Below are 23488 nucleotides of genomic sequence, written 5' to 3'. Positions count from 1 at the left end.
GGTGAGGGAATCGATAGAAATTTACAACGGAGAGCGGCCTCACCAGTCGCTAAAATATAAAACGCCCGATGCGGTGCATCAGGCGTTTTACAGGCATAAAAGTGTCAACCTATGCCAGGACTAGTCATATCGCATCGACTCAGGCTTCGATCGCCATTTTCAGTTTCTTCATGGCGTTCTTTTCCAGCTGGCGCACGCGCTCGGCGGAAACGCCGTACCGATCGGCCAGCTCCTGCAGCGTCGACTTGTTGTCGTCGTCCAGCCAACGGGCGCGGATGATATGCTGGCTGCGCTCGTCCAGACCTTCCAGCGCATAGGCCAGTTTGTCTGCGGCGTTGCTTTCCCAGTTATCTTCCTCGATGCCTTCGGCAAAGTCGGAGCTCTTGTCCTGCAGGTACAGCACCGGCGCCATCGCCTGGCCATCGCGGGCCTCGTCGTCCGGAGTCGGATCGAAGGTCATGTCCTGCGCCGCCATGCGCGATTCCATCTCGCGCACGTCTTTGCTGGTTACGCCCAGCTCGCGGGCTACCAGTTCCACTTCGTCCTGGTTGAACCAGCCCAAACGCTGTTTGGTTTTGCGCAGGTTAAAGAACAGCTTGCGCTGCGCTTTGGTGGTCGCCACTTTCACGATGCGCCAGTTGCGCAATACGTACTCGTGGATTTCCGCCTTAATCCAATGCACCGCAAAGGAAACCAGACGCACGCCGACTTCAGGGTTGAAGCGGCGAACAGCTTTCATCAGGCCGATATTACCTTCCTGAATCAGATCTGCCTGCGGCAGACCGTAGCCTGAATAGTTGCGGGCAATATGAGCGACAAAGCGCAGGTGAGACAGGATGAGCTGCTTAGCGGCATCCAGATCGCCCTGATAATGCAGCCGTTCAGCCAGCTCCCGCTCTTCCTCTGCCGTCAGCATCGGATAGGCGTTGGCTGCCCGGATATAGGCTTCCAAGCTACCTTGGGGTACTAAGGCTAAAGTTTGCATTTCTTTGGTCATTCAAACCCTCTCTATGAGAATACAAAATCATGCAGGTGATTATTACAGCGGGGAAATGATTGATTCTACGGCAGTTGCTGAAGCAAAAGCGGTTCCACACGCCGGGCACCTTAACATTTGCTGCAATTTTTGACCGTACTCCGCCCTATAAGTTCACCCTTTTTTAATCGCATTGTTGCTGACAATACGTGACGAGGGTGCAGGCCGATAGGGAATTTGTGCGCTAAGAAGAGAGGGTGGTGCTGACTTCGCTTGAGGTCACTCTTCTCCCGCAATGCGATCAAAAGCAGCAGGAGAAGAGTATACCAAAAAAATCTTACTGTGGTGTAAATCGGCGTAAATGTTGCACCGTCGCCAGCCAGGCGGCGATCCAGCCAATCATCGCCGAGATGATCAGCAGCAGCAGCGCCTCGTCCCAGCCCAGCCCGTGCAGGGTGAAGGTGGTGCCGAATACCTTGGCTACCCCGGCGACGACCGACTCCAGCTGCCACACCAGCGCACCGGAGAGCACCAGCGACAGCAGCGCGCCGGCAAAGCCGAGCATCGCCCCGCCGTTGAGGAACGGCCGCAGGATAAAGCCGTCGGTGGCACCGATCAGCTTCATCACGTTGATGGTGTCGCGACGGCTGAAAATGCTCAGACGCACGCTGTTGCCGATCACCAGGAACACCGCCACGATCATCAGCACGCCGATGATCGCCGCAATCTGGCCCGCCAGCCCGGTGAGCGCCGCCAGGCGGGCAAACCAGCTGTCATCCATACGCACTTCTTCCACGCCCTGCACCGCCGCTACGCGATCGCGCAGGGTGTTGAGGGTGTCCGAACTCTGGAAGCTCATCTTCGGCGTGACGATCGCCACCGCCGGCAGCGGGTTCTCTTCCAGCATGTCCAGCGCGCCGCCAAAGCCCGACCAGTTGCGGAACTCGCCGCGCGCTTCTTCACGCGACAGGTAGTTCACCTTCTCCACGCCGGCTTCCGCCTTGATGGCGTCGAGCACTTTCAGCGCCGCGTCGTCATCGAGCGATTTATCCAGGTAGACCGTCAGCTGCGGCGTCGGATACCACTGGCTGGCCGCGGTGCTGACGTTTTTCCACACGATGTAGCACACGCTCGGCAGCGTTAGGGAGATGGCGATCACCATCACCGTCAGCAGCGTCGCCAACGGCTGACGCAGCATGTCTTTGATGGCGTTCATCCAGGCGTAACGCCACTGTTCGCGCCAGCCGCCGCGCAGCGCCTTGCTCTTGGCGGTTTTAGCGTTATTGGCCATGGTGAGCGCCCCCTTGCATGCGGCCCTGGCTCAGCGTCAGGATGCGGTAATTGCGGCGGGCGATAAGCCCGGTGTCGTGGGTCGCCATTAATACGGTGACGCCGACGCGGTTGAATTCTTCAAACAGGCGCAGAATGCCTTCCGACAGCGCGTCGTCCAGGTTGCCGGTCGGTTCATCCGCCAGCAGCACAGCCGGCTTGTTCACCACCGCACGGGCGATGCCCACGCGCTGCTGCTCACCGCCGGACAGCTGAATCGGGAAGTTCTTCGCTTTATCCAGCAACCCGACCTTGTCCAGCGCGGCGGAGACGCGGCGGCGGATGTCTTCGGTGCTGGCGCCGGCGATGATCAGCGGCATCGCCACGTTGTCATACACCGTGCGATCCAGCAGCAGGTGGTGATCCTGGAAGATCATGCCGATCTGCCGACGCAGGAACGGCACCTCGCGGTTTTTCAAACGACTGATGTCGTGGCCGCCAAACCAGATGTGGCCGGCGCTGGGCCGTTCGATACCGCAAATCAGTTTCAGCAGGGTACTTTTCCCCGCGCCGGAATGGCCGGTCAGAAACGCCATTTCCGCCGGGCGCAGATGGAAATCGACCCCCTGCAGCGCTTGCCGTCCGCCCAGATAAGCTTTACTGACCTGTTCAAAGCGAATCATCCGTATTAATCCTCTCGGGCAAAAAGTGCCTCAATAAAATCGTCAGCCTTAAACGGCCGCAAATCTTCGATGCCTTCCCCGACGCCGATATAGCGAATCGGGATTGCGAACTGATCGGCGATGGCGAAGATCACCCCGCCCTTGGCGGTACCGTCCAGTTTAGTCAGCGTGATGCCGGTTAAGCCCACGGCCTCATTAAATAATTTCGCCTGACTGACCGCATTTTGGCCGGTGCTGGCATCGAGCGTCAGCATAACCTCATGAGGGGCCTGGTCGTCCAGTTTTTTCATGACGCGGACGATCTTCTTCAGCTCTTCCATCAGGTGCGATTTGTTCTGCAGACGGCCGGCGGTATCGGCGATCAAGACATCGATGCCGCGCGCCTTGGCGGCCTGCACCGCATCGAAGATCACCGAAGCGGAATCCGCGCCGGTATGCTGCGCCACTACCGGGATGCGGTTGCGCTCGCCCCACACCTGCAACTGCTCCACCGCCGCGGCGCGGAAGGTATCCCCCGCCGCCAGCATCACCGACTTGCCTTCCGCCTGGAACTGGCGCGCCAGCTTGCCGATGGTGGTGGTTTTACCCACGCCGTTCACGCCGACCATCAGGATGACATACGGGGTTTTCCCGCTGACATCCAGCGGCTGATCGACCTTGGCCAGAATTTCGGACATTTCCTCCTTCAGCTTGCCGTACAGCGCTTCGGCGTCTTTCAGCTGTTTGCGGCTGGCGTGCTGGGTCAGGGAGGTGATGATCTTGCGCGTGGTTTCTACGCCGACATCGGCGATCAGCAGCTGTTCTTCCAACTCGTCGAACAGGTCGTCGTCGATCTTTTTACCGCGGAACAGCCCCATAAAGCCGGAGCCGAGGTTCTGCTTGGTCTTCAGCAGGCTGCGCTTCAGGCGAGCGAAGAAGCCCTCTTTGGTCGGGCGCTCCTGTTCTTGCGCAGCGGCCGGCACCACAGGTTCAAGCGGCTTTTCTTCTTCCGGCTCAGGCTCGACGACCGGCTCGGGCTCGACGACCGGCTCAGGCTCAACGACCGGCTCAGGCTCAACGACCGGCTCGGGCTCGACGACCGGCTCAGGTTCAATCACCGGCTCGGGTTCGACGACCGGCTCGGGCTCGACGACCGGCTCAGGCTCAACGACCGGCTCGGGCTCGACGATCGGCTGCTGCTGCGCTACTACCTGCTCGGTCACGCTGACAATCTCTTCGGCCAACGCTTGCGCCGTTGGGTGCTCGGCCGCCGCCGGCAGGTTCTCCGCGATTTGTTCGCCGGCCTGACCGTTATCCCACTCTCCCAGGGTGTCGACGGAGGCGGCAGGTTCAGATTCCTGGGCGGGGAGCTTGTCATCCAGCTTGGCGGCGACCGGTTCAGCCGGCGTCTCCGCGGCCTGAGGCTCCGCCTGCTCTACCGGCTGCTCAGGTTGCTGTTGCGCTTCTTCCTTTTCCTTCTGGCCAAAGCCCAGCCAGGAGAAAAACCCACGTTTCTTATCTTTTGCCATGTTATGACTCTACTCCGTACCGAAGGCTCGCTTACCCTACATACCTGAAGGATATATGCTGACAATAATCCGCCGAGTCTATCACTTTCCCTCGCGCAGCAACACGCATCCGGCATGCTTTCCGGTGTGAAATCAGACAACAAAGTTTTACCGTTCCCCCCGACGCCCGTCACCGGTAGAATAGGGACAACTTTTCGTTAACCTCTGCGGCCCCGCGCCGCAAAAGAAATCAAACAACGCTTATGACAAGACTCTCGCCACGGGCGGCGGCCAAAAAACCGCCCCAGGCCGCAGCCGGACAGATCCGCATCATCGGCGGCCAATGGCGCGGTCGCAAGCTTCCGGTGCCGAACAGCCCGGGGCTGCGCCCCACCACCGATCGGGTGCGCGAAACCCTGTTCAACTGGCTGGCGCCGGTGATTCAGGGCGCGCGCTGTCTGGACTGTTTCGCCGGCAGCGGCGCATTAGGGCTGGAAGCGCTATCGCGCTACGCCGGCAGCGCCACGCTGCTGGAATTTGAGCGGCCGGTGGCGCAGCAGCTGGAAAAAAATCTGGCGCTGCTGCAGGGTAAAGGGGTGGTTATCAACACCAATGCGCTGGGCTGGCTGGCGGGCGAGGGCCAACCGTTCGACGTGGTGTTCCTCGATCCGCCGTTTCGCAAAGGCCTGCTGGCGGAGACCGCCTTACTGCTGGAACAGCGAGGCTGGCTGGCCGACGAGGCCTGGATCTATGTAGAAGCCGAGGCGGAAAGCGCCGCAGCGGACGTGCCTGCCAGTTGGCAGCTGCACCGGGAAAAGGTCGCCGGCCAGGTGGCCTATCGCCTTTATATTCGTTCGCAAGAGAAAACCGACCATGCTGATTAATCTGGGCCGCCTGCTGATGCTGTGCGTGTGGGGCTTCCTGCTCTCTAACCTGTTCCATCCGTTTCCCAAGCCGCTGAAGTATTTCATCGACGTGGCGCTGTTCTTTATGGTGGTGATGCACGGCCTGCAGCTGGTGCTGTTGAAATCCACCCAGCCGAAGGATCAACCGATCAGCTACTGGCAAGAAGCCAAGATCTTTATCTTTGGCGTGTTCGAGCTGCTGGCCTGGCAGAAGAAACAGCCGCCCATCAAGAAAAAGTGACCGCTACGGCTGAACGGTGAAAGAGACGAAGCGCGTGCCCTGCATGTTCAACGTGCCCTGCGCGCCTTTTTCTATCGGGTTGTATTGCCACTGTTTCAGCCGCAGCGTGACGTCTTCACCGCCCTGTCGCGGGCTGAACACCACCTCGTAATACATCGGCTCATTGACCAGCGGTTCGCGCTGCGGCGCGCGGGTCTTGGCAACCGGGAAACTCCGCTTGTCGCTTACCGTCACCTGCAGACTGCGCATCGGCGCACGATCGTTTTCCGCCTCCTGCTGGCGCTGTTTGAAGTAGCGCTGCGTGGCCAGCACGGCGATCAACGCAATCACGGCGACAAAAAATAACGGTGGTTTACTCATCGGTTTCCCATTTCCTTCGCGGCCAAATCGGCGTAAACATAGCATTCTCAAGAAAGCATTGTCGATCGTCGGCAGGCTACCTACACTGAAATGAAGAAGTGACATTGGTGACAGTTTGGAGCCGGTTGTGGTTGCGGCTCCCTCATGCATAAGGAAGACATAAATGAGTTGGCCGTTCCTTGCCGTATTCTTTTCCGGTTGGCTATTCGTCGACGCCTCTTACCGTGGGCCGCGCTGGCAACGCTGGGTGTTCAAACCCGTCACGCTGCTGCTGCTGCTGCTGCTGGCCTGGCAAGCGCCGGTGCTCGGCGCGGCAGGTTATCTGATCGTACTCGGCCTGTTGGCGACGCTGATTGGCGATGCGTTGCTCTTGTTGCCGCGTGAGCGGGTGCTGTACGCCATCGGCGCCTTTTTCCTGTCCCACCTGCTGTATACCTTGAGCTTCGCCAGCCAGATGACGTTCAGTCTGTTCTGGCCGCTGCCGCTGACGCTGCTGGCGATCGGCGCGTTGCTGCTGGCCACCCTTTGGACCCGGCTGGAAGAGATGCGCTGGCCGATCGTCACCTACGTGGCGATGACGCTGCTGATGGTCTGGCTGGCGGGTGAACAATACTTCCTGCGCAGCACCGATTTCGGCTTCTCGCTGCTGACCGGCACCTCGCTGCTGCTGCTGGCCAACGTGGTTTGGCTGATCAACCGCTACCGTTTCACCTTCCGCGCGGCGGACGCCATCGTGGCTTTCTGTTACTTCTCCGGCCACTTCCTGATCGTACGTTCGCTCTACCTGTAAATACCTGCCGCGGGTTCGGCGTGCCGAACCCGTTTTATCAAACCAGCGCTTTCAACGTCAGGGCATCATCGGCGCCCAGCTGATTGCGATACAAATCGCCGTCGCGCGAGAAGAATGCCAGCGTGCTGCCATCCGCCCGCAGCAGGGCGATGCCGTCCGGCGCCGGGCGCCAGCCTACCACCTCGGCCGCAAACACGCTTGGCAGACAACCCTGCCGATCCACCAGCTGGTAGCCGTTGGTCTCGCTTTGTTCATTCGCCAGAAACTCGATTTGGCATTGCCGTTCGCTGTCGGCGACCTGCCATTGCCCCGCCAGCGACTGTGCGGTCGGCAGCGTCAAACTGCCGGCCATGACCGCACTGGTCATCATCATGCCGCCCGCCGCCAGAGCGGTGCGCGTTAAAGTACCTTTCATACCGGGCTCCCGCATCACGCCCGGCCGAGACTGCGCCGGGCGTTCCATTACTGTGTTACACGATAAAGTCGGTGGCGACGTCTACCTGACCGACGATTTTCACCAGGAAGTCCGGCGCCTGATGCCCCCCGATGTTCACCGCCAGATCGGTCACGTTGTTGGAAGCATTGTAGCTCAACAACGCTTCACCGGCCGCGCCGCTGAAGTGATCGACAAAGTGGATGAAATCACTGCTCTGCGCTTCTTTGTTGAAGAACGACAGGTCAATTTTGTCGATCCCTTTCTGGAAGTCGCGGATCCAGTCCGAAGCGCCCGGTGCGGAATCGCTGGCGGCGGAGTAGACGAAGATATCCTTACCGGCGCCGCCCCACAGCTCATCCGCCCCACCGCCGCCGAACAGCACGTCGTTACCCGCGCCGCCTTTCAGCACGTTGTTGGCCGCGTTGCCGACGATCACGTCGTTGCCGGAACCGCCAATGGCGTTTTCGATGGTCACACCGGCGGCGATCGACACGTTGCCCTTCAGACCGCCCACATCGGAGAACGATTTCTCGTTCAGGTTGATGCGCTGGTTAGCGGTATAGCCGGAGAAGTCGAAGGTATCGTTGCCGCCTGCATCCCAGACCGCAAAGATCAGTTTTTGCGCGTTGCTGGTGGTGCTGAGGAAGTCACGACCGGTGTTAGAGTTAAAGCCGTATACGGTGTCGCCGGTACGGGTAGACAGGTTGGCGCCATACAGGTGCTGAATGGCGGCAATGTCGTCCAGCAGCGGAGCAGCGGCGTAATGACCGCCATTATCGCCACCGGTGTTGGTTTCACTCCAGTAGCTCATCAGGCTGAATTGACGAGTGTCTTCCGCATAGGTGGCGTCACGGTAGGTCGGGTTACCCTGACCAGCGTTGTAATCACCCGGGTGGCTCAGGCCCAACGCATGGCCAATCTCATGGGTGAACGTCTGACGGCCGTAGTCTTCGGTCGCCGGATGCTTCACGTTGGATTGGTTGACGTTGTACCAGGTCTGGCCACCCAGATCCTGGCCCTGCCAAATGGTATTCGGCAGGAAGGCGTAGGCCTGAGTGCCGTAATCATAATGGCCGGGACGGTCCTGGCTGTAGTTGCCGAAGGTGATGTTGGCCTTTTGACCGGCCGCCACTTCGGTGAAGGTGATGTTGGCAACGTCGGCCCAGGACTGCAGCGACAGCTTAGCCTGCTGTTGCTGTTCCGCGCTGAACTTGCTCAGCCCGGTGTCGCCGGCGACGTTGGTGGCAGAGAACTTATAGTCCGGGAAGGAGAAAGTTAATTTGACCGGCTGGCCAAATACCTTGTAACCGTTCCAGGTTTGGTTCTCACGGGTAATAAACAGCCCAGCCTGCTCGTTAGAAAATGAATCCTTCCCATTAATCTGAATCCCGTTACCACGCTCATGATAATGCAGCAGGTCGTCTACAGCATCGTAGCCGGTTGCTGCGGCTGCAAGGCTGGATTCAGTAATATCAATTGCCTTTTTAGTAGATTGCATTGGTTCGATTCCACTCATTACCTGATTGATATCAATCAGACAGATAGACACAACCTCCCCGTAAGCCACGGTTAATGAACCTTAAAGCTTGCTGGAAGGGGCTTATGCGCCGTTGCCGGCAGTGTGTTAGGTAGAATTAATGCATATATATCAGCAAATAAGATCACCATTAAAAATGGTAATCGATTCCAATTATAGGCAGGGCCACAAAACTGCACATAAAATAATCAACCATTTATTAGCTCAGCGAAAGATTGTTATGCTACTTTATTGTCTTATTTACAAAACAAATGAAACTTAAGCAGGATAAGTTGGCACCAAACTTCAATGACAACGCGGCCTGCAGGCACAAGCGAATCATGCTGGCTGACTGAGTGCAAAAAGATAAATTTTACTAAAGCGTTATAGATTAATAACTCTTTATTATTAGGTCTGGCGATTTTTTAGTTTCTATAGGAATATTATTTTCTTATTTACACTAACGGCGGCGAGCCTTTTCATTGAAATAGGTAATAAGTAAAACCAATAGATTGAAATCCGCATTATTCATTATTGAATGAATGCCCCTTTAAACCTTCGAACGCCGTTAGCAATAATTCTCATCCTGCGCTTGACTCTGGAGTGGACTCCAGGGTGTAGAGTCAGCTGAGCAAACCCGGTTAACTGCCCGAAGGGGGACGTTATGCACAATCAGCAAAACCATAATCATCAGGAACATCACCACGCCGAAGGTGGATGCGGCTGCAACCACAGCCACAGCAAAACGCAGCATGGCTGCAGCAGCGAGCCGAAAAACGCCGCCGCACAGGCCGAACACGCCCACCACCATCACGATCATGGCGATGGCGGCTGCTGCACCGCCGCACCCGACGATCCGGACGAGGAAAGCGACAGGCTGGCCGCCGCTCCCCCTTCCGGCAGCCAACGTTTCAGCTGGAAAGTCACCGGTATGGACTGCCCCAGCTGCGCCAAAAAAATCGAAAATGCCGTCACCGCTCTCCCCGGCGTCGACAGCGCGCGCGTGTTGTTCGCCACCGAGAAACTGGTGGTCGACGCACAGTCCGACATCAGCCTGCGGATCCAGGACGCGGTCGCTCAGGCTGGCTTTACCCTGCTCGGCACTCAGGCCGCCAAAACCGCCGCGCCGAAAACCTCACGCTTCGCCGAATTCGCACCGCTGCTGCTGTTAACCACTCTGATGGTCGTCAGCTGGGTGCTGGATCGGGTTAACCCGGAGCTGGGCCGCATCGCCTTTATCGCCACCACGCTGGTCGGGTTGACGCCGGTCGCCGCCAAAGCGCTGCGTCTGATTCGTTCCGGCACGCCGTTCGCCATCGAAACCTTGATGAGCGTGGCGGCCATCGGCGCGCTGTTCATCGGCGCCACCGCCGAAGCGGCGATGGTGCTGCTGCTGTTTATGGTCGGTGAACTGCTGGAATCCTACGCCGCCAACCGCGCACGGCGCGGCGTAACGGCGCTGATGGAGCTGGTGCCGGAAGATGCGCTGCTGCTGCAAGGTGCGGAGCGCAAACGCGTGCCGGTCGCCAGTCTGCGCCCTGGCGACGTGATTGAAATCGCGCCCGGCGGGCGCCTGCCGGCCGACGCCGAGCTGCTCAATCCGTTCGCCAGCTTCGACGAAAGCGCCCTGACCGGCGAATCGGTGCCGGTCGAGCGCCAACAGGGTGAGAAAGTGGCCGCCGGTAGCCTGTCCGTCGATCAGGCGGCGCAGATGAAGGTGATCTCCGAGCCCGGCAAAAACGCCATCGACCGCATTTTGCAGCTGATTGAAGAGGCCGAAGAGCGCCGCGCGCCGATCGAACGCTTCCTCGATCGGTTCAGCCGTTATTACACCCCGGCCATTATGCTGCTGGCCGTCGCGGTGATCCTGGTGCCGCCGCTGCTGTTCTCGCAGCCGTGGGATACCTGGATCTATCGCGGCCTGACGCTGCTGCTGATCGGCTGCCCATGCGCATTGGTGATCTCGACCCCGGCGGCGATCACATCCGGGCTGGCGGCCGCCACGCGGCGCGGCGCGCTGATTAAAGGCGGTGCGGCGCTGGAGCAACTGGGCCAGATACAAACTATCGCCTTCGATAAAACCGGCACCCTGACCGAAGGCAAGCCGACGGTGACCGACGTGCTGCCGATCGGCGCGCTCACCGAACAGCGGCTGCTGCAGCTTGCCGCCGCGGTGGAAGCCGGTTCACATCACCCGCTGGCGCAGGCGATCATCAGCCGCGCCGCCGAAAGCGGGGCTGAGCTGCCGCTGGCGCAGGCGCGCCGCGCGCTGGCCGGCGTCGGCGTGGAAGGGATCGTGGACGGCAAGACCGTGCTGATCAGCGCGCCGGGCAAGCTGGCACCGGGCCTGCTCGACGCCCAATGGCAGAGCCAGGTAGACAAGCTGGAAAACGCCGGCAAAACGGCGGTGGTGGTGCTGGAAGACGGCGCGCCCATCGGCTTGCTGGCGCTGCGCGATACGCTGCGCGGCGACGCCAAACAGGCGATAGCCGAACTGAACGCGCTGGGTATTCGCGGCGTGATGCTGACCGGCGACAACCCGCGCGCCGCCGTGGCGATCGCCGGCGAGCTGGGCCTCGACTATCGCGCCGGTCTGCTGCCGGAAGATAAGGTCAGCGCGGTCACCGAACTGAGCGAACTGCGCCCGACGGCGATGATCGGCGACGGCATCAACGACGCCCCGGCGATGAAGGCCTCCAGCATCGGCATCGCGATGGGCAGCGGCACCGACGTGGCATTGGAAACCGCCGACGCCGCCCTGACCCACAACCGGCTGGTAGGCGTCGCGGAGATGATCCGCATCTCGCGCGCCACCCACGCCAATATCCGGCAGAACATCACCATCGCGCTGGGGTTGAAAGGGGTCTTCCTGATCACCAGCCTGCTGGGGCTGACCGGTTTGTGGCTGGCGGTGCTGGCCGACTCCGGCGCCACCGCGCTGGTCACCGCCAACGCGCTGCGGCTGTTGAAAAAGCGCCAATAACGCGGCGCCAGGCCGGGTTCCTCAAGGGGAGCCCGGCATTATCGATTGCAGCGGCGATATTAAGGATATTGTCGGCGCGTATGTAAAACCCGCAACACCCGGATGTGAGTTTCCAGCACCTGGTAAACCAGGAGATAATGGGGATGCAGGGGGATTTCATGCGTGCCGTCCACTCTGCCACGCCGGAAAATTCGAGGATGTCTGGCGGCGGGAATGACGGCCTCCATGATGAGAACCTTCATTTTTCTGGTCGCCAGAGGGTCATCATTGGCGATGAATCCCACAATCTCCACCAGATCCTGACGTGCGGCTCGAGTCCATTCGATGTTGAGCATTATGCCTGCTTCGCTTTAATCCTGGCTTCTGCAGCAGCGATAACAGCATCCATTTCAGCCATCACGTCATCATGAGGAATACCTGGCTGCGGCTCATCCATGGCTTCCTGAACTTTTTCAAGAAACCAGCGCTCATAGCCCTGTGTACGTTCCTCATTTTCCATCTTGGCAACCGTAGGCAGTAGTAAAATACTCATCGTTTGTCCCCTTCGAACGCTCCCCGATCGCAGGGAGCTTATCTCACGAGGCGATTAAAAACTATACACCTTTACGTAACAGATAACGGTATGGCGCCTGCTCGGTCTCCTGCGCCACCAGCGTGTGCTCCATAAAGCGGCAGAACCCCGGTATATCGCGGGTGGTGGCCGGATCGTCGGCGATAATCAGCAGCGTTTCGCCGTTGTCCATATGGCGCACGGTTTTGCGCACCATCATCACCGGTTCCGGGCAACGCAGGCCCAGCGCGTCGAGCGTCTGGTCTGCCTGGGCAAATAAGTCAGTCATGCAATTTTTCTCGTTCAAAAACGATCGGCGAACGCTCGCCGCATCTCATTAGCGCCTAGTTTACGCCGGTAGTTTTTCTGCGCAAGATGCGTTAACGTTTGCGTTAAATTTAACCATTGCATTGGTTGCGCAAACGCGTATCATGCCGCCGCGCAGCGTTTTTTGCTGTTTTAACAAGACACACTGGGTTCCCTCACCCCACTGCTAAAAAGGCTACAACATGTATTCGTTTACCGCACAGCAGCGCTTCACGGCGTTGGTCTGGCTTTCGCTGTTTCATATCGCCATCATTACCTCCAGCAACTACCTGGTGCAGCTGCCGATCACCGTTTTCGGCTTCCATACCACCTGGGGCGCCTTTACCTTCCCGTTTATCTTCCTGGCAACCGATCTGACCGTGCGCATTTTTGGCGCGCCGCTGGCGCGGCGGATTATCCTGGCGGTAATGGTGCCGGCGCTGTTCATCTCTTACGTGATCTCCACCGTCACCTATCAGGGAGAGTGGCAGGGATTCGCGGCGCTGGGCAGTTTTAACCTGTTCGTGGCGCGCATCGCCGTCGCCAGCTTTATGGCCTACGTGCTCGGCCAGATCCTCGACGTACACGTCTTCAACCGCCTGCGCCAGCGCAGCGCCTGGTGGGTGGCGCCGGCGGCGGCGATGTTCTTCGGCAACATCAGCGATACGCTGGCGTTCTTCTTCATCGCCTTCTACAAGAGCAGCGATCCCTTCATGGCCAGCAACTGGGTGGAGATCGCGCTGGTGGATTACAGCTTCAAGGTGATGATCTGCCTGCTGTTCTTCCTGCCGATGTACGGCGTGTTGCTGAACATGCTGCTCAAACGCATCGCGGCGCGCAGCGGCAGCCTGCAGCTGAGCTGAGCTGAGCTGAGCTGAGCCGTGCTATTCTGGGCGGCCCTATCCTTTGGAGGCCGCCCATGACCCCAATCGTTCGCAACGCCACGCTCGAAGAAATCCACCGCCTTTACCAACGCATCCCCGAATTCGGCAGCCTGCATAGCCTGGCCGATCTGCAGCGGCGCATCGGCCCCGCCCCCGCCAGCCTGTTGATCGCCGAGATAGGCGGCCAGCCAGCCGGTTTCAAGCTCGGTTATCAACAGCGGGAAACGGTGTTTTACAGCTGGCTGGGCGGCGTGCTGCCGGCATTTCGTCGCCACGGCGTGGCACAGGCCTTGTTGGCCGAACAGGAACGCTGGGCGCGGGCGCAGGGCTATCGCCAGCTGACGGTTAAAACCCGTAACCGGTTCCGCGCCATGCTGACGATGCTGCTCGCCCACCACTATCAGATTGTTCAGCTGGAAAAGAAAGGCGAAGTGGCTGATTATCGGCTATTACTGGAAAAAAACTTGTGACAACATCTGCCTTGCATTTCAACCTGGAATAGGTTGCGATACGACAGTAAATCCCTACCGGAAAGGAAGAAGGAAGCCCGATGCGTAAAGTAGCGAAATTGATGGGTATCAGCCTGCTGGCGCTTGGCCTCGCGGCCTGCGACGGCAACACCAAAGACACCAAGGCAGCGCCAGACGGCGCGGCGGCCAGCGCGCCGGCCGGGCAGCAGGTGAGCCTGCTGGACGGTAAACTGGCGTTCACCCTGCCGGTCGGCATGGCGGATCAGAGCGGCAAACTGGGCAACCAGGCCAACAACATGCATGTTTACGCAGACAGCACCGGCCAGCGTGCGGTGATCGTGATCCTGGGCGACAAGACCGCCGACAGCCTGGAGACCCTGGCCAAGCGCCTGGAGAATACCCAGCGCGCGCGTGACGCCGACCTGCAGGTGATCACCAACAAGGCGCTCGACGTCAACGGCGTGCCGCTGCGTCAGCTGGACAGCATCATCACCAGCGGCGGTGAAAAAGCCTATTCTTCCGTCCTGATCGGCTCGCTGAACAACAATATGCTGACCATTCAGGTGACGCTGCCGGCGGACAATCAGCAACAGGCGCAGACCGAAGCCGAAGGCATCATCTCTACCCTGAAGCTGAAGCAGTAATCCCACAGAGGGCCGGCTTGCCGGCCCTTTCGTTTTTATGCCAGCGCCTGTGCCAGCAGGGTGATCGGATGTTCGCAGCGCTTGCTGGTGGACATTTCTATCTGCCATTTGCAGGTCTCGCAGTCGGTCACCACCAGATCCACCCCGCTCTCTTCTATCTGCCGGAACAGCGGCGCGCCGATGCCTTGCGAAGTGGCGTAGTTCTCCGATTTGAACCCGTAGGTGCCGGCGATGCCGCAGCACTGCGAATCCAGCACCACCAGCTCCAGTCCCGGTATCTGCCGCAGCAGCTCCAGGGTGTAGGCAGTCCACCCCATCTTCTCCATATGGCAAGGGGTGTGATAAGCCACCCTCAGCGGCGTGGGTTTCAGCGGCAGGCTGCGCCCCTGATTGATCAGGCGGTAGAGATAGCGCGTCGCCAGCTCCACCCGATCGCGCACCGGGGTGGTATCCACGTCCAGCAGATGAGGGTATTCGTCGCGCAGGGTGAAGGTGCAGCTCGATGAGGTCGCCACCACCGGAATGCCGCGCTCCAGCACCGTTTCATGCAGCGACTCGGCGTTGACCCTGGCCTGCTTTTTGGCCTGCTCGATAAACCCGTTGGCGATCAGCGGCACGCCGCAGCATTTCTCGCGTTTCAGCAGCTGCACGCCGATATCCAGCGCGTTGAACACGCGGATCAAATCCTTGCCCAGCTGCGGATGGTTATAGTTGACGAAGCAGCCGTGGAAAAACGCCACCTGCTCGGCATAACGCTGCTGAGCCTGCGCCTGTTGCCGGTACCAGCGGCGGAAAGTGCCGAACGAGTATTTCGGCAGTTCGCGACGGTGATCGATCTTCAGCGCCTTGTCCAACAGCTTGCGCACCGGTTTCAGCCCGGTAGCAGCGTTGACGATCGGCGCGAACGGCGTCGACAGCGAGCCCATGATGTCGGTGTGGCTGAGGATAGCGTCGCGCAGCGTCGGCTTGCTCTGGGCGAAGTCGGCGCGGGCGCGCTGAATGATGTCGCCGATTTTGACGTCGGACGGGCAGGCCACTTCACAGCGCTTGCAGTTGGTGCAGTATTTCAGCGCTTCGTCGTACAGCGCCGGATCTTTCAGCCGCAGCCGCTCGCCGTCCGGCCCCGCCTGTTTTGGCCCCGGATAGAGCGGGTTCACTTTGGCGACCGGGCAGTAGGTGGTGCAGACGGTGCATTTGATGCAGCTTTCAAAGCTGTGGTCCTGATGCAGGCTCATGCGTTTTCCTCCGCGGCGATCTGCTGCGCGACATGCAGCGCGCCGATCAATGACACGCCGGCGCCGCAGCCCTGCTGCAGCGGATCGTAGCCGCCGGCGACCGCACCGATGGCATACAGATTGTCGAATGGCATGCCCTGCTTCATCGCCCGCAGCCTGCCGTCGGTGCGCACGCCAAACCGCAGATAAGGCTGCGGCGCGAACAGCTCGCGCCGGCTCCAGTCGGCGCGATCCGCCCGGCTGTGCACGTCCAGCCCGAAGACCGGCTCACGCACCCCGTCGAAATCCGCCACCAGCCCGTTGCTGAAGAAGCTGCCGCTGGCCAGCACCACCTGCTGCGCCCGCAGCGGAATATCGCCGTGGTTGCGGGTATACAGGCCGGTGACGCGGCCGGCCTCGCACTCGGCGCGCAGCACGCTGTCGCCAGGCATGACAACGCCGCCAAGCTGCTGGAAACGCCGCCGCAGCGCCTGATGCAAGCGCATGCCGGGCACCGAAGGCGGCAGCGTCGGCAGCAAGCGAATCGGTTTGCCGACCGCATCCTGCAACACCGCCAGCGACGCATCGTCCTCCAACCCCAAACAGGCCGGCAGGAAGAGCGCGTCGGCCTCGCCCGCCAGCCGCCGCAGCTCCTCGGCCATCGGCGGCAGGCTTTCCATCAAATCCAGCACCCGGGCGATGTTCACCGCGCGGAATTCGCTGGGGTTATTACGCAATCTGTCCAGCGCCGGCATGTGCAAATAGGCCACATCCGTCTGCACGCCCAGCTCCCGGCTCAGGGAGTCGGCGGCCATCTGCGGCTGGAAGTCGAGGAACCCCTCGATGCCGATCACCGCGATGCGCCGCCACGGCAGTTGGCCGGTCAGCGGCAGCGTCGGGATCGCCTGCGGGCTGAGCCAGGTGGCGCGGCGCGTGCCCAGCGGCGTAATGCGCAGATGGTTATTGGCGCCCTCGCCCTGCAGGTTCAGCCCGCAGCGCTCCAGCAGCCGCTGTGCGGCGGCGGACAGCGCCGCCACCCGGCCGGACCCGATCAGGGCATACGGATGCTGCGGCGCCTGCTGCGCCAGCTGCGGTAACGCCGCCAGCGGCATCTCGACCGGCGTGCCGTCCGGCAATCTCGCCAGCAGATCGAGCGAACCGGAGGAGAAGTAGAGCGCGCTCTGGCCAGAACTGACCACCGCACAGCGTTTGCCCTGTTCGGCCACGGCAATGGCGCAGCTCAGGCCCGCCAGGCCGCCGCCAATCACCACTACGTCAAATCGCATCATCCGCCTCCTGCTCCTTATCGGCCTGGGCCTCAAGCCCGCATAACCCCTGGTAAACCCAGCTGGTAAATTCGCTCTCGCGCAGCGCATCGCCCCAGGCGATCGGCCGTACGCCTTTCCACCGTTCGTTGAGGAACTGCGACAGCTGCGCGATGGACTGCTGCGGCGTGCTGACCTTGAAGCGCGTCAGCAGCCCGGCGGCGCGGCAGGCGCAGAGTTCGCCCTGGCAGGTGCCCATGCCGACGCGGGTGCGGCGGCGCAGATCCACCAGATTGTTGACGGTCAGCGAGTTGACCGCATAGCGCACTTCCCCGGCGGTCACCGCCTCGCATTCGCACACCAGGCTGGTGTCGAGCCGGTCGGCCGCCGGCACCTGGCTGGCGCGATCGCCGTGGCGGTAAATGGCCGAGCCACGGATGCTGGCGGGCAGAGAAACCACGCTGCGCACCGTTTCCTCCGCCGACTGGCGGGAGCCGGGCAACGCGTCCTGCGCGGTGGTACACGGGCGGTTTACGCCAAGCTTTTCGCACACCTTGTCGGTGGCCCACTCCGCCATCAGGCGGTACGTCATCAGCTTGCCGCCGGTGATGGTGATAAACCCTTCCAGCCCGTCGCGGCTGGCGTGATCGAGCAGCACGATGCCGCGGCTGACGTTGCGCCCGCTGGGATCGTCGTCGCTGGCCACCAGCGGCCGCACCCCGGCATAGGCGCGCAGAATGCGGGTCTGCGCCAGGGTGGGCGCCAGCAGCGCCCCCTCGCGGATCAGAATGTCCACTTCCTGCGGGGTCACCAGCATGTTGTCAATTTGGTCGTAATCGATATGGGTCGAGGTGGTGCCGATCAGCGAGATGGTGTCGCCCGGCACCAGGATGTCGGCGTCCGCCGGTTTGCGGCAGCGGTTGATCACCATGTTGTTGATGCGGTGGCCGAGGATCAGCAGCGCGCCCTTGGCCGGGAACATGCGGATGCGCAGGTCGGCGTATTCGGCGATCTGCTGGCCCCAGATGCCGGCGGCGTTGACCACCACCGGCGCGTGCAGCTCATAGCGCCGCTTGCTCTGATGGTCGTAAACGCGCACGCCCGTCACCCGGTCGCCGCTGCGCAGTAGCCCCACCACCTGGTGGTAGGTCAGGATCTGCGCGCCGTGTTCGCGCGCGTCCAGCATGTTGGCGGCGGTCAGCCGGAAGGGATCGACGGTGCCGTCCGGCACCCGCACCGCGCCGATCAGCGCCGGGTTGGCCGCAGGCTCCAGCCGCAGCGCCAGCTGCGGCTCGATCGCTTCGGCGTCAATGTCGGCCTGGCGGCAGGCGGCGATAAACTGCTGTTGATAGTCCAGCGAGTCCTGCGGCAGGGTGATGAACAGCCCATCGGTGCGTTCGATGCAGTGGTGGGCAATGCGTTTCAGGATGCGGTTCTCTTCGATGCACTCGCGCGCCGACTCGCCGTCGGTCACCGCATAGCGCGCGCCGCTGTGCAGTAAACCGTGGTTGCGGCCGGTGGCGCCGGTGGCGATGTCGTGGCGCTCCAGCAAGATGCAGCGCAGGCCGCGCCGCGCACAGTCGCGGGCGATACCTGCGCCGGTGGCGCCGCCGCCGATGATGATCACATCCGTTTCGCCGCCGTCAAAATAGCTGCTCATGTCGCTCCCTCAGGATCGGTAGTTATGAGCCTATTGAGCCACGGTTATTAGGGCCTTTGTTTGATAAGGAACAATAACGAACATGAAACGAAATAAAAATGTCCACAAAAAACCATCAATGTGATCATAATCACGATTTTTGGACGTTTTTCTATTTCATAACGTTAACGAATCGCTCAAAATCCGCCGTGGTTTCATGAAAGTGTAACAATTGCGCCATTCGTCACAGCGACACCAGGCGTATTTGATGACAATGGCGCTCGTTATGGAACACAAAAACACCACATTCGATATCCGCTCAATCATCAAATGAACGTAAAAAGTCATATTGATGTGATAACAGATAAAGCCATCGGAGGCGCTCATGTTGAGTATTTTTAAGCCGGCCGCACACATCGCCCGTGTGCCGAGCGATAAGGTAGACCCGCTCTACCGTAAGCTGCGCTGGCAAATTTTCCTGGGGATCTTCTTCGGTTACGCCGCTTACTACCTGGTGCGTAAGAACTTCACCCTGGCTATGCCTTACCTGATCGAACAAGGCTTCAGCCGCGGTGACCTCGGCTTCGCGCTGTCGGGCATTTCCATCGCCTACGGCTTCTCCAAATTCATCATGGGTTCGGTCTCCGACCGTTCCAACCCGCGGGTATTCCTGCCTGCCGGCCTGATCCTGGCGGCGGCGGTGATGTTGTTCATGGGCTTCGTGCCGTGGGCCACTTCCAGCATCGCCATCATGTTCGTCCTGCTGTTCCTGTGCGGCTGGTTCCAGGGCATGGGGTGGCCGCCGTGCGGCCGTACCATGGTGCACTGGTGGTCGCAGAAAGAACGCGGCGGCATCGTTTCCATCTGGAACTGCGCCCACAACGTGGGTGGCGGCCTGCCGCCGCTGCTGTTCCTGTTGGGTATGGCCTGGTTCAACGACTGGCACGCGGCGCTGTACATGCCGGCCTTCGGCGCCATCCTGGTGGCCCTGATCGCCTTCGCCCTGATGCGCGACACCCCGCAATCCTGCGGCCTGCCGCCGATTGAAGAGTACAAAAACGACTATCCGGACGACTACAGCGAAAAAGACGAAGAAGAGCTGACCGCCAAGCAGATCTTCATGCAGTACATTCTGCCGAACAAGCTGCTGTGGTACATCGCGGTCGCCAACGTATTCGTCTACCTGCTGCGTTACGGCATTCTGGACTGGTCTCCGACCTACCTGAAAGAAGTGAAACACTTCGCGCTGGACAAGTCGTCCTGGGCCTACTTCCTGTATGAATACGCCGGTATCCCGGGCACCCTGCTGTGCGGCTGGATGTCGGACAAAGTGTTCAAAGGCAACCGTGGCGCCACCGGCGTGTTCTTCATGACGCTGGTGACCATCGCCACCGTGGTGTTCTGGATGAACCCGGCCGGTAACCCGACCGTGGACATGATCTGTATGCTGGTCATCGGCTTCCTGATCTACGGCCCGGTGATGCTGATCGGCCTGCACGCGCTGGAGCTGGCGCCGAAGAAAGCCGCCGGCACCGCCGCAGGCTTCACCGGCCTGTTCGGCTACCTGGGCGGCTCGGTCGCGGCCAGCGCCATCGTCGGCTACACCGTAGACTTCTTCGGTTGGGACGGCGGCTTCATGGTGATGATCGGCGGCGGCGTGCTGGCGGTTATCCTGCTGCTGCTGACCATGCTGAACGAGAAGAAACACCACGCGGAAATCGCCGCCGGCAAGCGCGGCTAACCGTCACACGACTTTTGCATGATTTAAAGGCCGCCCTGCGGCCTTTTTACTACCCTGCCCCCAACAACACGGAGAAAAACGGAATGCGGACTCAAGTCAAAGCCCTGCTGACAGGGATCATTCTCGCCACCTCAATGGTCAGCGCCGCCCAGGCGGCGGACAAAGTGGTAATCGCCCACCGCGGCGCCAGCGGCTACCTGCCGGAACACACCCTGCCGGCGAAGGCGATGGCCTACGCCCAGGGCGCCGATTACCTCGAACAAGATCTGGTGATGACCAAGGACAACGAGCTGGTGGTGCTGCACGACCATTACCTCGATCGCGTCACCGACGTCGCCGAACGCTTCCCGGATCGCGCGCGCAAAGACGGCCGCTACTACGCCATCGACTTTACGCTGGCGGAGATCAAATCGCTGAAGTTCACCGAAGGCTTTGAAATCGAAAACGGCAAGAAGGTACAGGGTTATCCTGGCCGCTTCCCGATGGGCAAATCCGACTTCCGCGTACACACCTTCCAGGAAGAGATCGAGTTCGTGCAGGGGCTGAATCATTCGACCGGCAAGAACATCGGCATCTACCCTGAAATCAAGGCGCCGTGGTTCCACAAACAGGAAGGCAAAGACATCTCCAGCAAAGTGCTGGCGGTGCTCAAGCAGTATGGTTACACCGGCAAGAACGATAACGTCTACCTGCAGTGCTTCGACGCCAACGAGCTCAAACGCATCAAGAACGAGCTGGAGCCGAAGCTGGGCATGGATCTGAAGCTGGTGCAGCTGATCGCCTATAACGACTGGCAGGAAACCTACGAGCAGAAAGCCGACGGCAAGTGGGTTGAATACGACTACGACTGGATGTTCAAGCCGGGCGCGATGAAGAAAATCGCTCAGTATGCCGACGGCATCGGGCCGGACTACCACATGCTGGTGGTAGCGGATCAATCCAAGCCGGGCCACGTGGTGCTGACCGACATGGTGAAAGAAGCGCACGCCAGCAAGCTGGCGGTGCATCCGTACACCATTCGCGCCGATGCGCTGCCGAAGTACGTGACCGACGTGAACCAGCTGTATGACGTGATTTACAACCAGGCCGGCGTCGACGGCGTGTTTACCGACTTCCCGGACAAGGGCGTGCAGTTCCTGCAGAAACAGGGCCAGCACAAGTAATGCCAAGGGCGCCTTTCGGCGCCCTTGTTATTTAAGGGGTATTTCAGAGGAACATCTTGCGCAGGTAGTGCGGCACCGCGTTATCGACGTTGGAGCCGATCACTTCCAGCTCCGGCAGCATATCCTTCAGGCGCTGATGCGCATCGCGCATGATGCAGCCCTTGCCGGCCATCGACAGCATCTCCAGATCGTTCATGCCGTCGCCGAAGGCGATGCACTCTTGCAGCGTATAGCCGATGATCTTGGCCACTTCTTCCAGCGCATGCCCTTTCGACACGCCACCCGCCATCACTTCCAGGCAGGTCGGGAACGAGAAGCTGACGTTGACCCGATCGCCCCAGCGCGCGTTGATGGCGTCTTCCACCTGCAGCAGCCGCTCGTGGTCTTCACAGGTAAAGTAAACCTTACAGACGCCGTCGGTTTCCAGCAGGCCCGGCTCGAACAGCTGATATTTGAACACCGACTCCCGGAAGAACTCTTCCTGCTCCGGGCTTTCACGGTTGATGAACCAGTCATCGTTACGGTAGACGTTGGTGGTGATCTCCGGATCGTCGTGCAGCATGCCGTACAGATCGCGGGCGATATCCCCGTCCAGGTTGTGACTGAAGATCAACTCGCCGGCGGTGTTATGCACCCGCGCGCCGTTGGAGGTGATCATAAAGGCGCTGATCTCCAGGCTGTCGCGGATCTGCGCCACGTCGATATGATGGCGGCCGGTGGCGAACACGAAATGCACGCCGCGCTGGGTCAGCAACTTCAGCGTTTCTTTGGCGTACGGTGACAGGGTATGGTCGGGAGACAGCAGCGTGCCATCTAAATCGGAAGCGACGACGTGATACATAGCGTTATGTTCTAACCTCTGATGGAGTTGTCGGCGGCAGCGCGCCGCCTAAGTGTTGAGCAAAGAAGCGCAGGATTGCGTTCAGTGCTTCGGCGCGCATCGCGTCCCGCTCGAACAGGATCTCATGGCGTGCGCCGTTGATAACCCACGGGAGCCCCCCTTCGCAAGGGCGCCCCGCGTCTGACAGAGCCTGACAAAAAGCCTGATGCGAACGGTTGTCGACCACCCGTTCCTCACCGGCCTGCAAAAGCAACAGCGGCGTTGTTATCTCCCCGGCCTGAGCGATAATCTGCCGGCCGGCGCGGATGCTCTCCCGCACCCAATGGTAGGTCGGCCCGCCCACCTGCAGCTCGGGGTAATCGGCGTAATAGCGCAGGCTGCGCCGATAGCGCTCGCGGCTGTGGGTCAACACGTTGACCACGTAGGGCAGCGGCCGCCACTGGCCGGTGCCCACCGCGTAGTAGTCGCGGATCGCCGGGCGGCTCTCCGCCCAGTCGAGGATGCGATCGGCCAGCCAGCCCGGCATCGGCAGCTGGATGCCGAACATCGGCGCGCAAAGCGCCGCAGCGTCGAACGCCTGCGGCCGGCGCTGCAGGAACTGCGCCAGGATCGCGCCACCCATCGAATGCGCCAGCGCGAAGCGCTGCCGATAACCGCGCGATTCGACCTCTCGCTGCCAAAGCTGCTCGAAATCGTCCACGTAGTCGGCGAAGTTTACCACATGACCGCGGTGCGTATCCGCCAGTAAACGGCCGGAGCGCCCCTGGCCGCGATGATCGACGATCACCACGTCGTAACCGCAGTGGAACAGATCGTAGGCCACCTCGGGGTATTTCACGTAGCTTTCGATGCGGCCGGGGCTGACCACCACCACCCGCTGATGCCGCGCGGAGCGAAAACGCACAAAGCGGATCGGCACGCCGTCCACGCCGCTGAACTCGCCCTCTTCCCGTTGCCGCCAGAAGTCCAGCAGCGGCCCGGTGGCGAAGGCAGCGAACTGCGTTTCACGCGTTAACCAGTCATCGGAGCTGAGAGTGAACGAGGTCATCGAGAGCGTTTTCCCTGTGGGGCCGGCGGAAAATGTGACCGCTGGCACAAGAAATCATACTAGCGTATTGTGATTCA

The 23488-nt window shown here is 60.5% G+C and carries 24 protein-coding genes; 9 read left to right on the top strand and 15 right to left on the bottom strand.

The features are described 5' to 3' along the window. Positions 1-139 precede the first annotated feature (139 nt). The 4 genes from rpoH to ftsY form a co-directional block, all read right to left on the bottom strand. A complete protein-coding gene (gene rpoH / locus M6G53_RS12725; RefSeq protein ID WP_253331900.1) occupies positions 140-997 on the bottom strand; it encodes an RNA polymerase sigma factor RpoH in 858 nt (285 codons plus the stop codon). A gap of 316 nt (positions 998-1313) precedes the next feature. Beyond that, complete coding sequence (ftsX, locus tag M6G53_RS12720; RefSeq protein ID WP_033636680.1) at positions 1314-2267, bottom strand: permease-like cell division protein FtsX; 954 nt, start codon at positions 2265-2267, stop codon at positions 1314-1316. Further along, a complete protein-coding gene (gene ftsE, locus M6G53_RS12715; RefSeq protein WP_004934337.1) occupies positions 2257-2928 on the bottom strand; it encodes a cell division ATP-binding protein FtsE in 672 nt (223 codons plus the stop codon). The genes ftsX and ftsE overlap by 11 nt, the downstream gene beginning before the upstream one ends. A 5-nt stretch (positions 2929-2933) precedes the next feature. Beyond that, positions 2934-4436, bottom strand: a complete 1503-nt coding sequence (gene ftsY, locus M6G53_RS12710) for a signal recognition particle-docking protein FtsY (RefSeq protein WP_253331898.1) — start codon at positions 4434-4436, stop codon at positions 2934-2936. A 242-nt stretch (positions 4437-4678) separates the two neighbouring features. Here ftsY and rsmD point away from each other — a divergent pair, with 242 nt between their 5' ends. Beyond that, positions 4679-5299 carry a 16S rRNA (guanine(966)-N(2))-methyltransferase gene (rsmD, locus tag M6G53_RS12705; protein ID WP_253331896.1) on the top strand — a complete coding sequence of 207 codons (621 nt, stop codon included), beginning with the start codon at positions 4679-4681 and terminating at the stop codon, positions 5297-5299. Continuing rightward, a complete protein-coding gene (locus M6G53_RS12700; protein ID WP_004934327.1) occupies positions 5289-5561 on the top strand; it encodes a DUF1145 family protein in 273 nt (90 codons plus the stop codon). The genes rsmD and M6G53_RS12700 overlap by 11 nt, the downstream gene beginning before the upstream one ends. Positions 5562-5564: 3 nt before the next feature. On the opposite strand, the gene M6G53_RS12695 is transcribed toward M6G53_RS12700, so the two are convergent. Continuing rightward, a complete protein-coding gene (locus tag M6G53_RS12695) occupies positions 5565-5921 on the bottom strand; it encodes a DUF2500 domain-containing protein (protein WP_253331894.1) in 357 nt (118 codons plus the stop codon). A 163-nt stretch (positions 5922-6084) separates the two neighbouring features. On the opposite strand from M6G53_RS12695, the gene M6G53_RS12690 reads away from it, so the two are divergent. Continuing rightward, positions 6085-6711, top strand: coding sequence for a lysoplasmalogenase (locus M6G53_RS12690; protein WP_253331892.1), 627 nt, complete (start codon positions 6085-6087; stop codon positions 6709-6711). Positions 6712-6748: 37 nt separating this feature from the next. On the opposite strand, the gene M6G53_RS12685 is transcribed toward M6G53_RS12690, so the two are convergent. Together M6G53_RS12685 and M6G53_RS12680 are read right to left on the bottom strand one after the other, a co-directional pair. Further along, complete coding sequence (locus M6G53_RS12685; RefSeq protein WP_253331890.1) at positions 6749-7126, bottom strand: AprI/Inh family metalloprotease inhibitor; 378 nt, start codon at positions 7124-7126, stop codon at positions 6749-6751. A gap of 55 nt (positions 7127-7181) precedes the next feature. After that, the gene (locus M6G53_RS12680) at positions 7182-8645 is read right to left on the bottom strand and encodes a serralysin family metalloprotease (RefSeq protein ID WP_253331888.1); all 1464 of its coding nucleotides are present in this window, start codon (positions 8643-8645) and stop codon (positions 7182-7184) included. A 682-nt stretch (positions 8646-9327) separates the two neighbouring features. Between M6G53_RS12680 and M6G53_RS12675 the strand changes: the two genes are divergently transcribed. Beyond that, complete coding sequence (locus M6G53_RS12675; protein ID WP_253331886.1) at positions 9328-11646, top strand: zinc/cadmium/mercury/lead-transporting ATPase; 2319 nt, start codon at positions 9328-9330, stop codon at positions 11644-11646. A gap of 59 nt (positions 11647-11705) precedes the next feature. On the opposite strand, the gene M6G53_RS12670 is transcribed toward M6G53_RS12675, so the two are convergent. From M6G53_RS12670 to tusA, 3 genes are all read right to left on the bottom strand, one after another. Then, entirely contained in the window at positions 11706-11981 is a 276-nt protein-coding gene (locus M6G53_RS12670) for a type II toxin-antitoxin system RelE/ParE family toxin (RefSeq protein WP_253331884.1), read from the bottom strand. Next, entirely contained in the window at positions 11981-12178 is a 198-nt protein-coding gene (gene relB, locus M6G53_RS12665) for a type II toxin-antitoxin system RelB family antitoxin (protein ID WP_253331882.1), read from the bottom strand. Before relB ends, M6G53_RS12670 begins: the two co-directional genes overlap by 1 nt. 61 nt (positions 12179-12239) lie before the next feature. After that, entirely contained in the window at positions 12240-12485 is a 246-nt protein-coding gene (gene tusA, locus M6G53_RS12660; protein WP_025304890.1) for a sulfurtransferase TusA, read from the bottom strand. 220 nt (positions 12486-12705) lie between these two features. Between tusA and M6G53_RS12655 the strand changes: the two genes are divergently transcribed. The 3 genes from M6G53_RS12655 to M6G53_RS12645 all read left to right on the top strand — a co-directional run bounded on the left by M6G53_RS12655 (position 12706) and on the right by M6G53_RS12645 (position 14500). Then, positions 12706-13365 (top strand): 7-cyano-7-deazaguanine/7-aminomethyl-7-deazaguanine transporter, encoded by a 660-nt coding sequence (locus M6G53_RS12655; RefSeq protein WP_253331881.1) that lies wholly within the window; start codon positions 12706-12708, stop codon positions 13363-13365. Positions 13366-13421: 56 nt separating this feature from the next. Further along, entirely contained in the window at positions 13422-13856 is a 435-nt protein-coding gene (locus M6G53_RS12650; RefSeq protein WP_253331879.1) for a GNAT family N-acetyltransferase, read from the top strand. A gap of 80 nt (positions 13857-13936) precedes the next feature. Beyond that, complete coding sequence (locus M6G53_RS12645) at positions 13937-14500, top strand: DcrB family lipoprotein (protein ID WP_253331877.1); 564 nt, start codon at positions 13937-13939, stop codon at positions 14498-14500. A gap of 35 nt (positions 14501-14535) precedes the next feature. On the opposite strand, the gene glpC is transcribed toward M6G53_RS12645, so the two are convergent. From glpC to glpA, 3 genes are read right to left on the bottom strand one after another with little or no spacing between them, the layout of a single operon-like run. Then, positions 14536-15735: an anaerobic glycerol-3-phosphate dehydrogenase subunit GlpC gene (gene glpC, locus M6G53_RS12640; RefSeq protein WP_253331875.1), complete on the bottom strand. Its 1200-nt coding sequence runs from the start codon at positions 15733-15735 to the stop codon at positions 14536-14538. Further along, positions 15732-17000 (bottom strand): glycerol-3-phosphate dehydrogenase subunit GlpB, encoded by a 1269-nt coding sequence (gene glpB / locus M6G53_RS12635; RefSeq protein WP_253331906.1) that lies wholly within the window; start codon positions 16998-17000, stop codon positions 15732-15734. Before glpB ends, glpC begins: the two co-directional genes overlap by 4 nt. Continuing rightward, positions 16990-18639 carry an anaerobic glycerol-3-phosphate dehydrogenase subunit A gene (gene glpA, locus M6G53_RS12630; protein WP_253331873.1) on the bottom strand — a complete coding sequence of 550 codons (1650 nt, stop codon included), beginning with the start codon at positions 18637-18639 and terminating at the stop codon, positions 16990-16992. Before glpA ends, glpB begins: the two co-directional genes overlap by 11 nt. 364 nt (positions 18640-19003) lie before the next feature. On the opposite strand from glpA, the gene glpT reads away from it, so the two are divergent. Both glpT and glpQ read left to right on the top strand, forming a co-directional pair. After that, on the top strand, positions 19004-20359 hold the full coding sequence (gene glpT / locus M6G53_RS12625; RefSeq protein ID WP_004934295.1) for a glycerol-3-phosphate transporter: 1356 nt from the start codon (positions 19004-19006) through the stop codon (positions 20357-20359). 83 nt (positions 20360-20442) lie between these two features. After that, on the top strand, positions 20443-21522 hold the full coding sequence (gene glpQ / locus M6G53_RS12620; protein WP_049200045.1) for a glycerophosphodiester phosphodiesterase: 1080 nt from the start codon (positions 20443-20445) through the stop codon (positions 21520-21522). Positions 21523-21565: 43 nt separating this feature from the next. Here the strand turns inward: glpQ and yigL are convergent, their stop codons facing one another. Together yigL and pldB are read right to left on the bottom strand one after the other, a co-directional pair. Then, the gene (yigL, locus tag M6G53_RS12615) at positions 21566-22363 is read right to left on the bottom strand and encodes a sugar/pyridoxal phosphate phosphatase YigL (RefSeq protein WP_047729429.1); all 798 of its coding nucleotides are present in this window, start codon (positions 22361-22363) and stop codon (positions 21566-21568) included. A 4-nt stretch (positions 22364-22367) separates the two neighbouring features. Next, positions 22368-23411, bottom strand: coding sequence for a lysophospholipase L2 (gene pldB / locus M6G53_RS12610; protein WP_253331871.1), 1044 nt, complete (start codon positions 23409-23411; stop codon positions 22368-22370). Positions 23412-23488: the final 77 nt, after the last annotated feature.

This window comes from Serratia nevei, from assembly GCF_024160145.1.
GTDB lineage: Bacteria > Pseudomonadota > Gammaproteobacteria > Enterobacterales > Enterobacteriaceae > Serratia > Serratia nevei_A.
The sequence above is the reverse complement of the archived record's forward strand: the minus strand, read 5'-3'. Positions and strand labels throughout refer to the sequence as shown.

Coding starts and splice junctions, on each gene's coding strand:
- M6G53_RS12645 (WP_253331877.1), top strand. CDS start 13,937: ATGCGTAAAGTAGCGAAATTGATGGGTATCAGCCTGCTGGCGCTTGGC.
- glpA (WP_253331873.1), bottom strand. CDS start 18,639: ATGAGCAGCTATTTTGACGGCGGCGAAACGGATGTGATCATCATCGGC.
- rsmD (WP_253331896.1), top strand. CDS start 4,679: ATGACAAGACTCTCGCCACGGGCGGCGGCCAAAAAACCGCCCCAGGCC.
- pldB (WP_253331871.1), bottom strand. CDS start 23,411: ATGACCTCGTTCACTCTCAGCTCCGATGACTGGTTAACGCGTGAAACG.
- rpoH (WP_253331900.1), bottom strand. CDS start 997: ATGACCAAAGAAATGCAAACTTTAGCCTTAGTACCCCAAGGTAGCTTG.
- relB (WP_253331882.1), bottom strand. CDS start 12,178: ATGAGTATTTTACTACTGCCTACGGTTGCCAAGATGGAAAATGAGGAA.
- glpB (WP_253331906.1), bottom strand. CDS start 17,000: ATGCGATTTGACGTAGTGGTGATTGGCGGCGGCCTGGCGGGCCTGAGC.
- ftsE (WP_004934337.1), bottom strand. CDS start 2,928: ATGATTCGCTTTGAACAGGTCAGTAAAGCTTATCTGGGCGGACGGCAA.
- M6G53_RS12675 (WP_253331886.1), top strand. CDS start 9,328: ATGCACAATCAGCAAAACCATAATCATCAGGAACATCACCACGCCGAA.
- glpQ (WP_049200045.1), top strand. CDS start 20,443: ATGCGGACTCAAGTCAAAGCCCTGCTGACAGGGATCATTCTCGCCACC.
- ftsY (WP_253331898.1), bottom strand. CDS start 4,436: ATGGCAAAAGATAAGAAACGTGGGTTTTTCTCCTGGCTGGGCTTTGGC.
- M6G53_RS12650 (WP_253331879.1), top strand. CDS start 13,422: ATGACCCCAATCGTTCGCAACGCCACGCTCGAAGAAATCCACCGCCTT.
- ftsX (WP_033636680.1), bottom strand. CDS start 2,267: ATGGCCAATAACGCTAAAACCGCCAAGAGCAAGGCGCTGCGCGGCGGC.
- M6G53_RS12655 (WP_253331881.1), top strand. CDS start 12,706: ATGTATTCGTTTACCGCACAGCAGCGCTTCACGGCGTTGGTCTGGCTT.
- tusA (WP_025304890.1), bottom strand. CDS start 12,485: ATGACTGACTTATTTGCCCAGGCAGACCAGACGCTCGACGCGCTGGGC.
- M6G53_RS12700 (WP_004934327.1), top strand. CDS start 5,289: ATGCTGATTAATCTGGGCCGCCTGCTGATGCTGTGCGTGTGGGGCTTC.
- M6G53_RS12690 (WP_253331892.1), top strand. CDS start 6,085: ATGAGTTGGCCGTTCCTTGCCGTATTCTTTTCCGGTTGGCTATTCGTC.
- glpT (WP_004934295.1), top strand. CDS start 19,004: ATGTTGAGTATTTTTAAGCCGGCCGCACACATCGCCCGTGTGCCGAGC.
- M6G53_RS12685 (WP_253331890.1), bottom strand. CDS start 7,126: ATGAAAGGTACTTTAACGCGCACCGCTCTGGCGGCGGGCGGCATGATG.
- glpC (WP_253331875.1), bottom strand. CDS start 15,735: ATGAGCCTGCATCAGGACCACAGCTTTGAAAGCTGCATCAAATGCACC.
- M6G53_RS12680 (WP_253331888.1), bottom strand. CDS start 8,645: ATGCAATCTACTAAAAAGGCAATTGATATTACTGAATCCAGCCTTGCA.
- M6G53_RS12695 (WP_253331894.1), bottom strand. CDS start 5,921: ATGAGTAAACCACCGTTATTTTTTGTCGCCGTGATTGCGTTGATCGCC.
- yigL (WP_047729429.1), bottom strand. CDS start 22,363: ATGTATCACGTCGTCGCTTCCGATTTAGATGGCACGCTGCTGTCTCCC.
- M6G53_RS12670 (WP_253331884.1), bottom strand. CDS start 11,981: ATGCTCAACATCGAATGGACTCGAGCCGCACGTCAGGATCTGGTGGAG.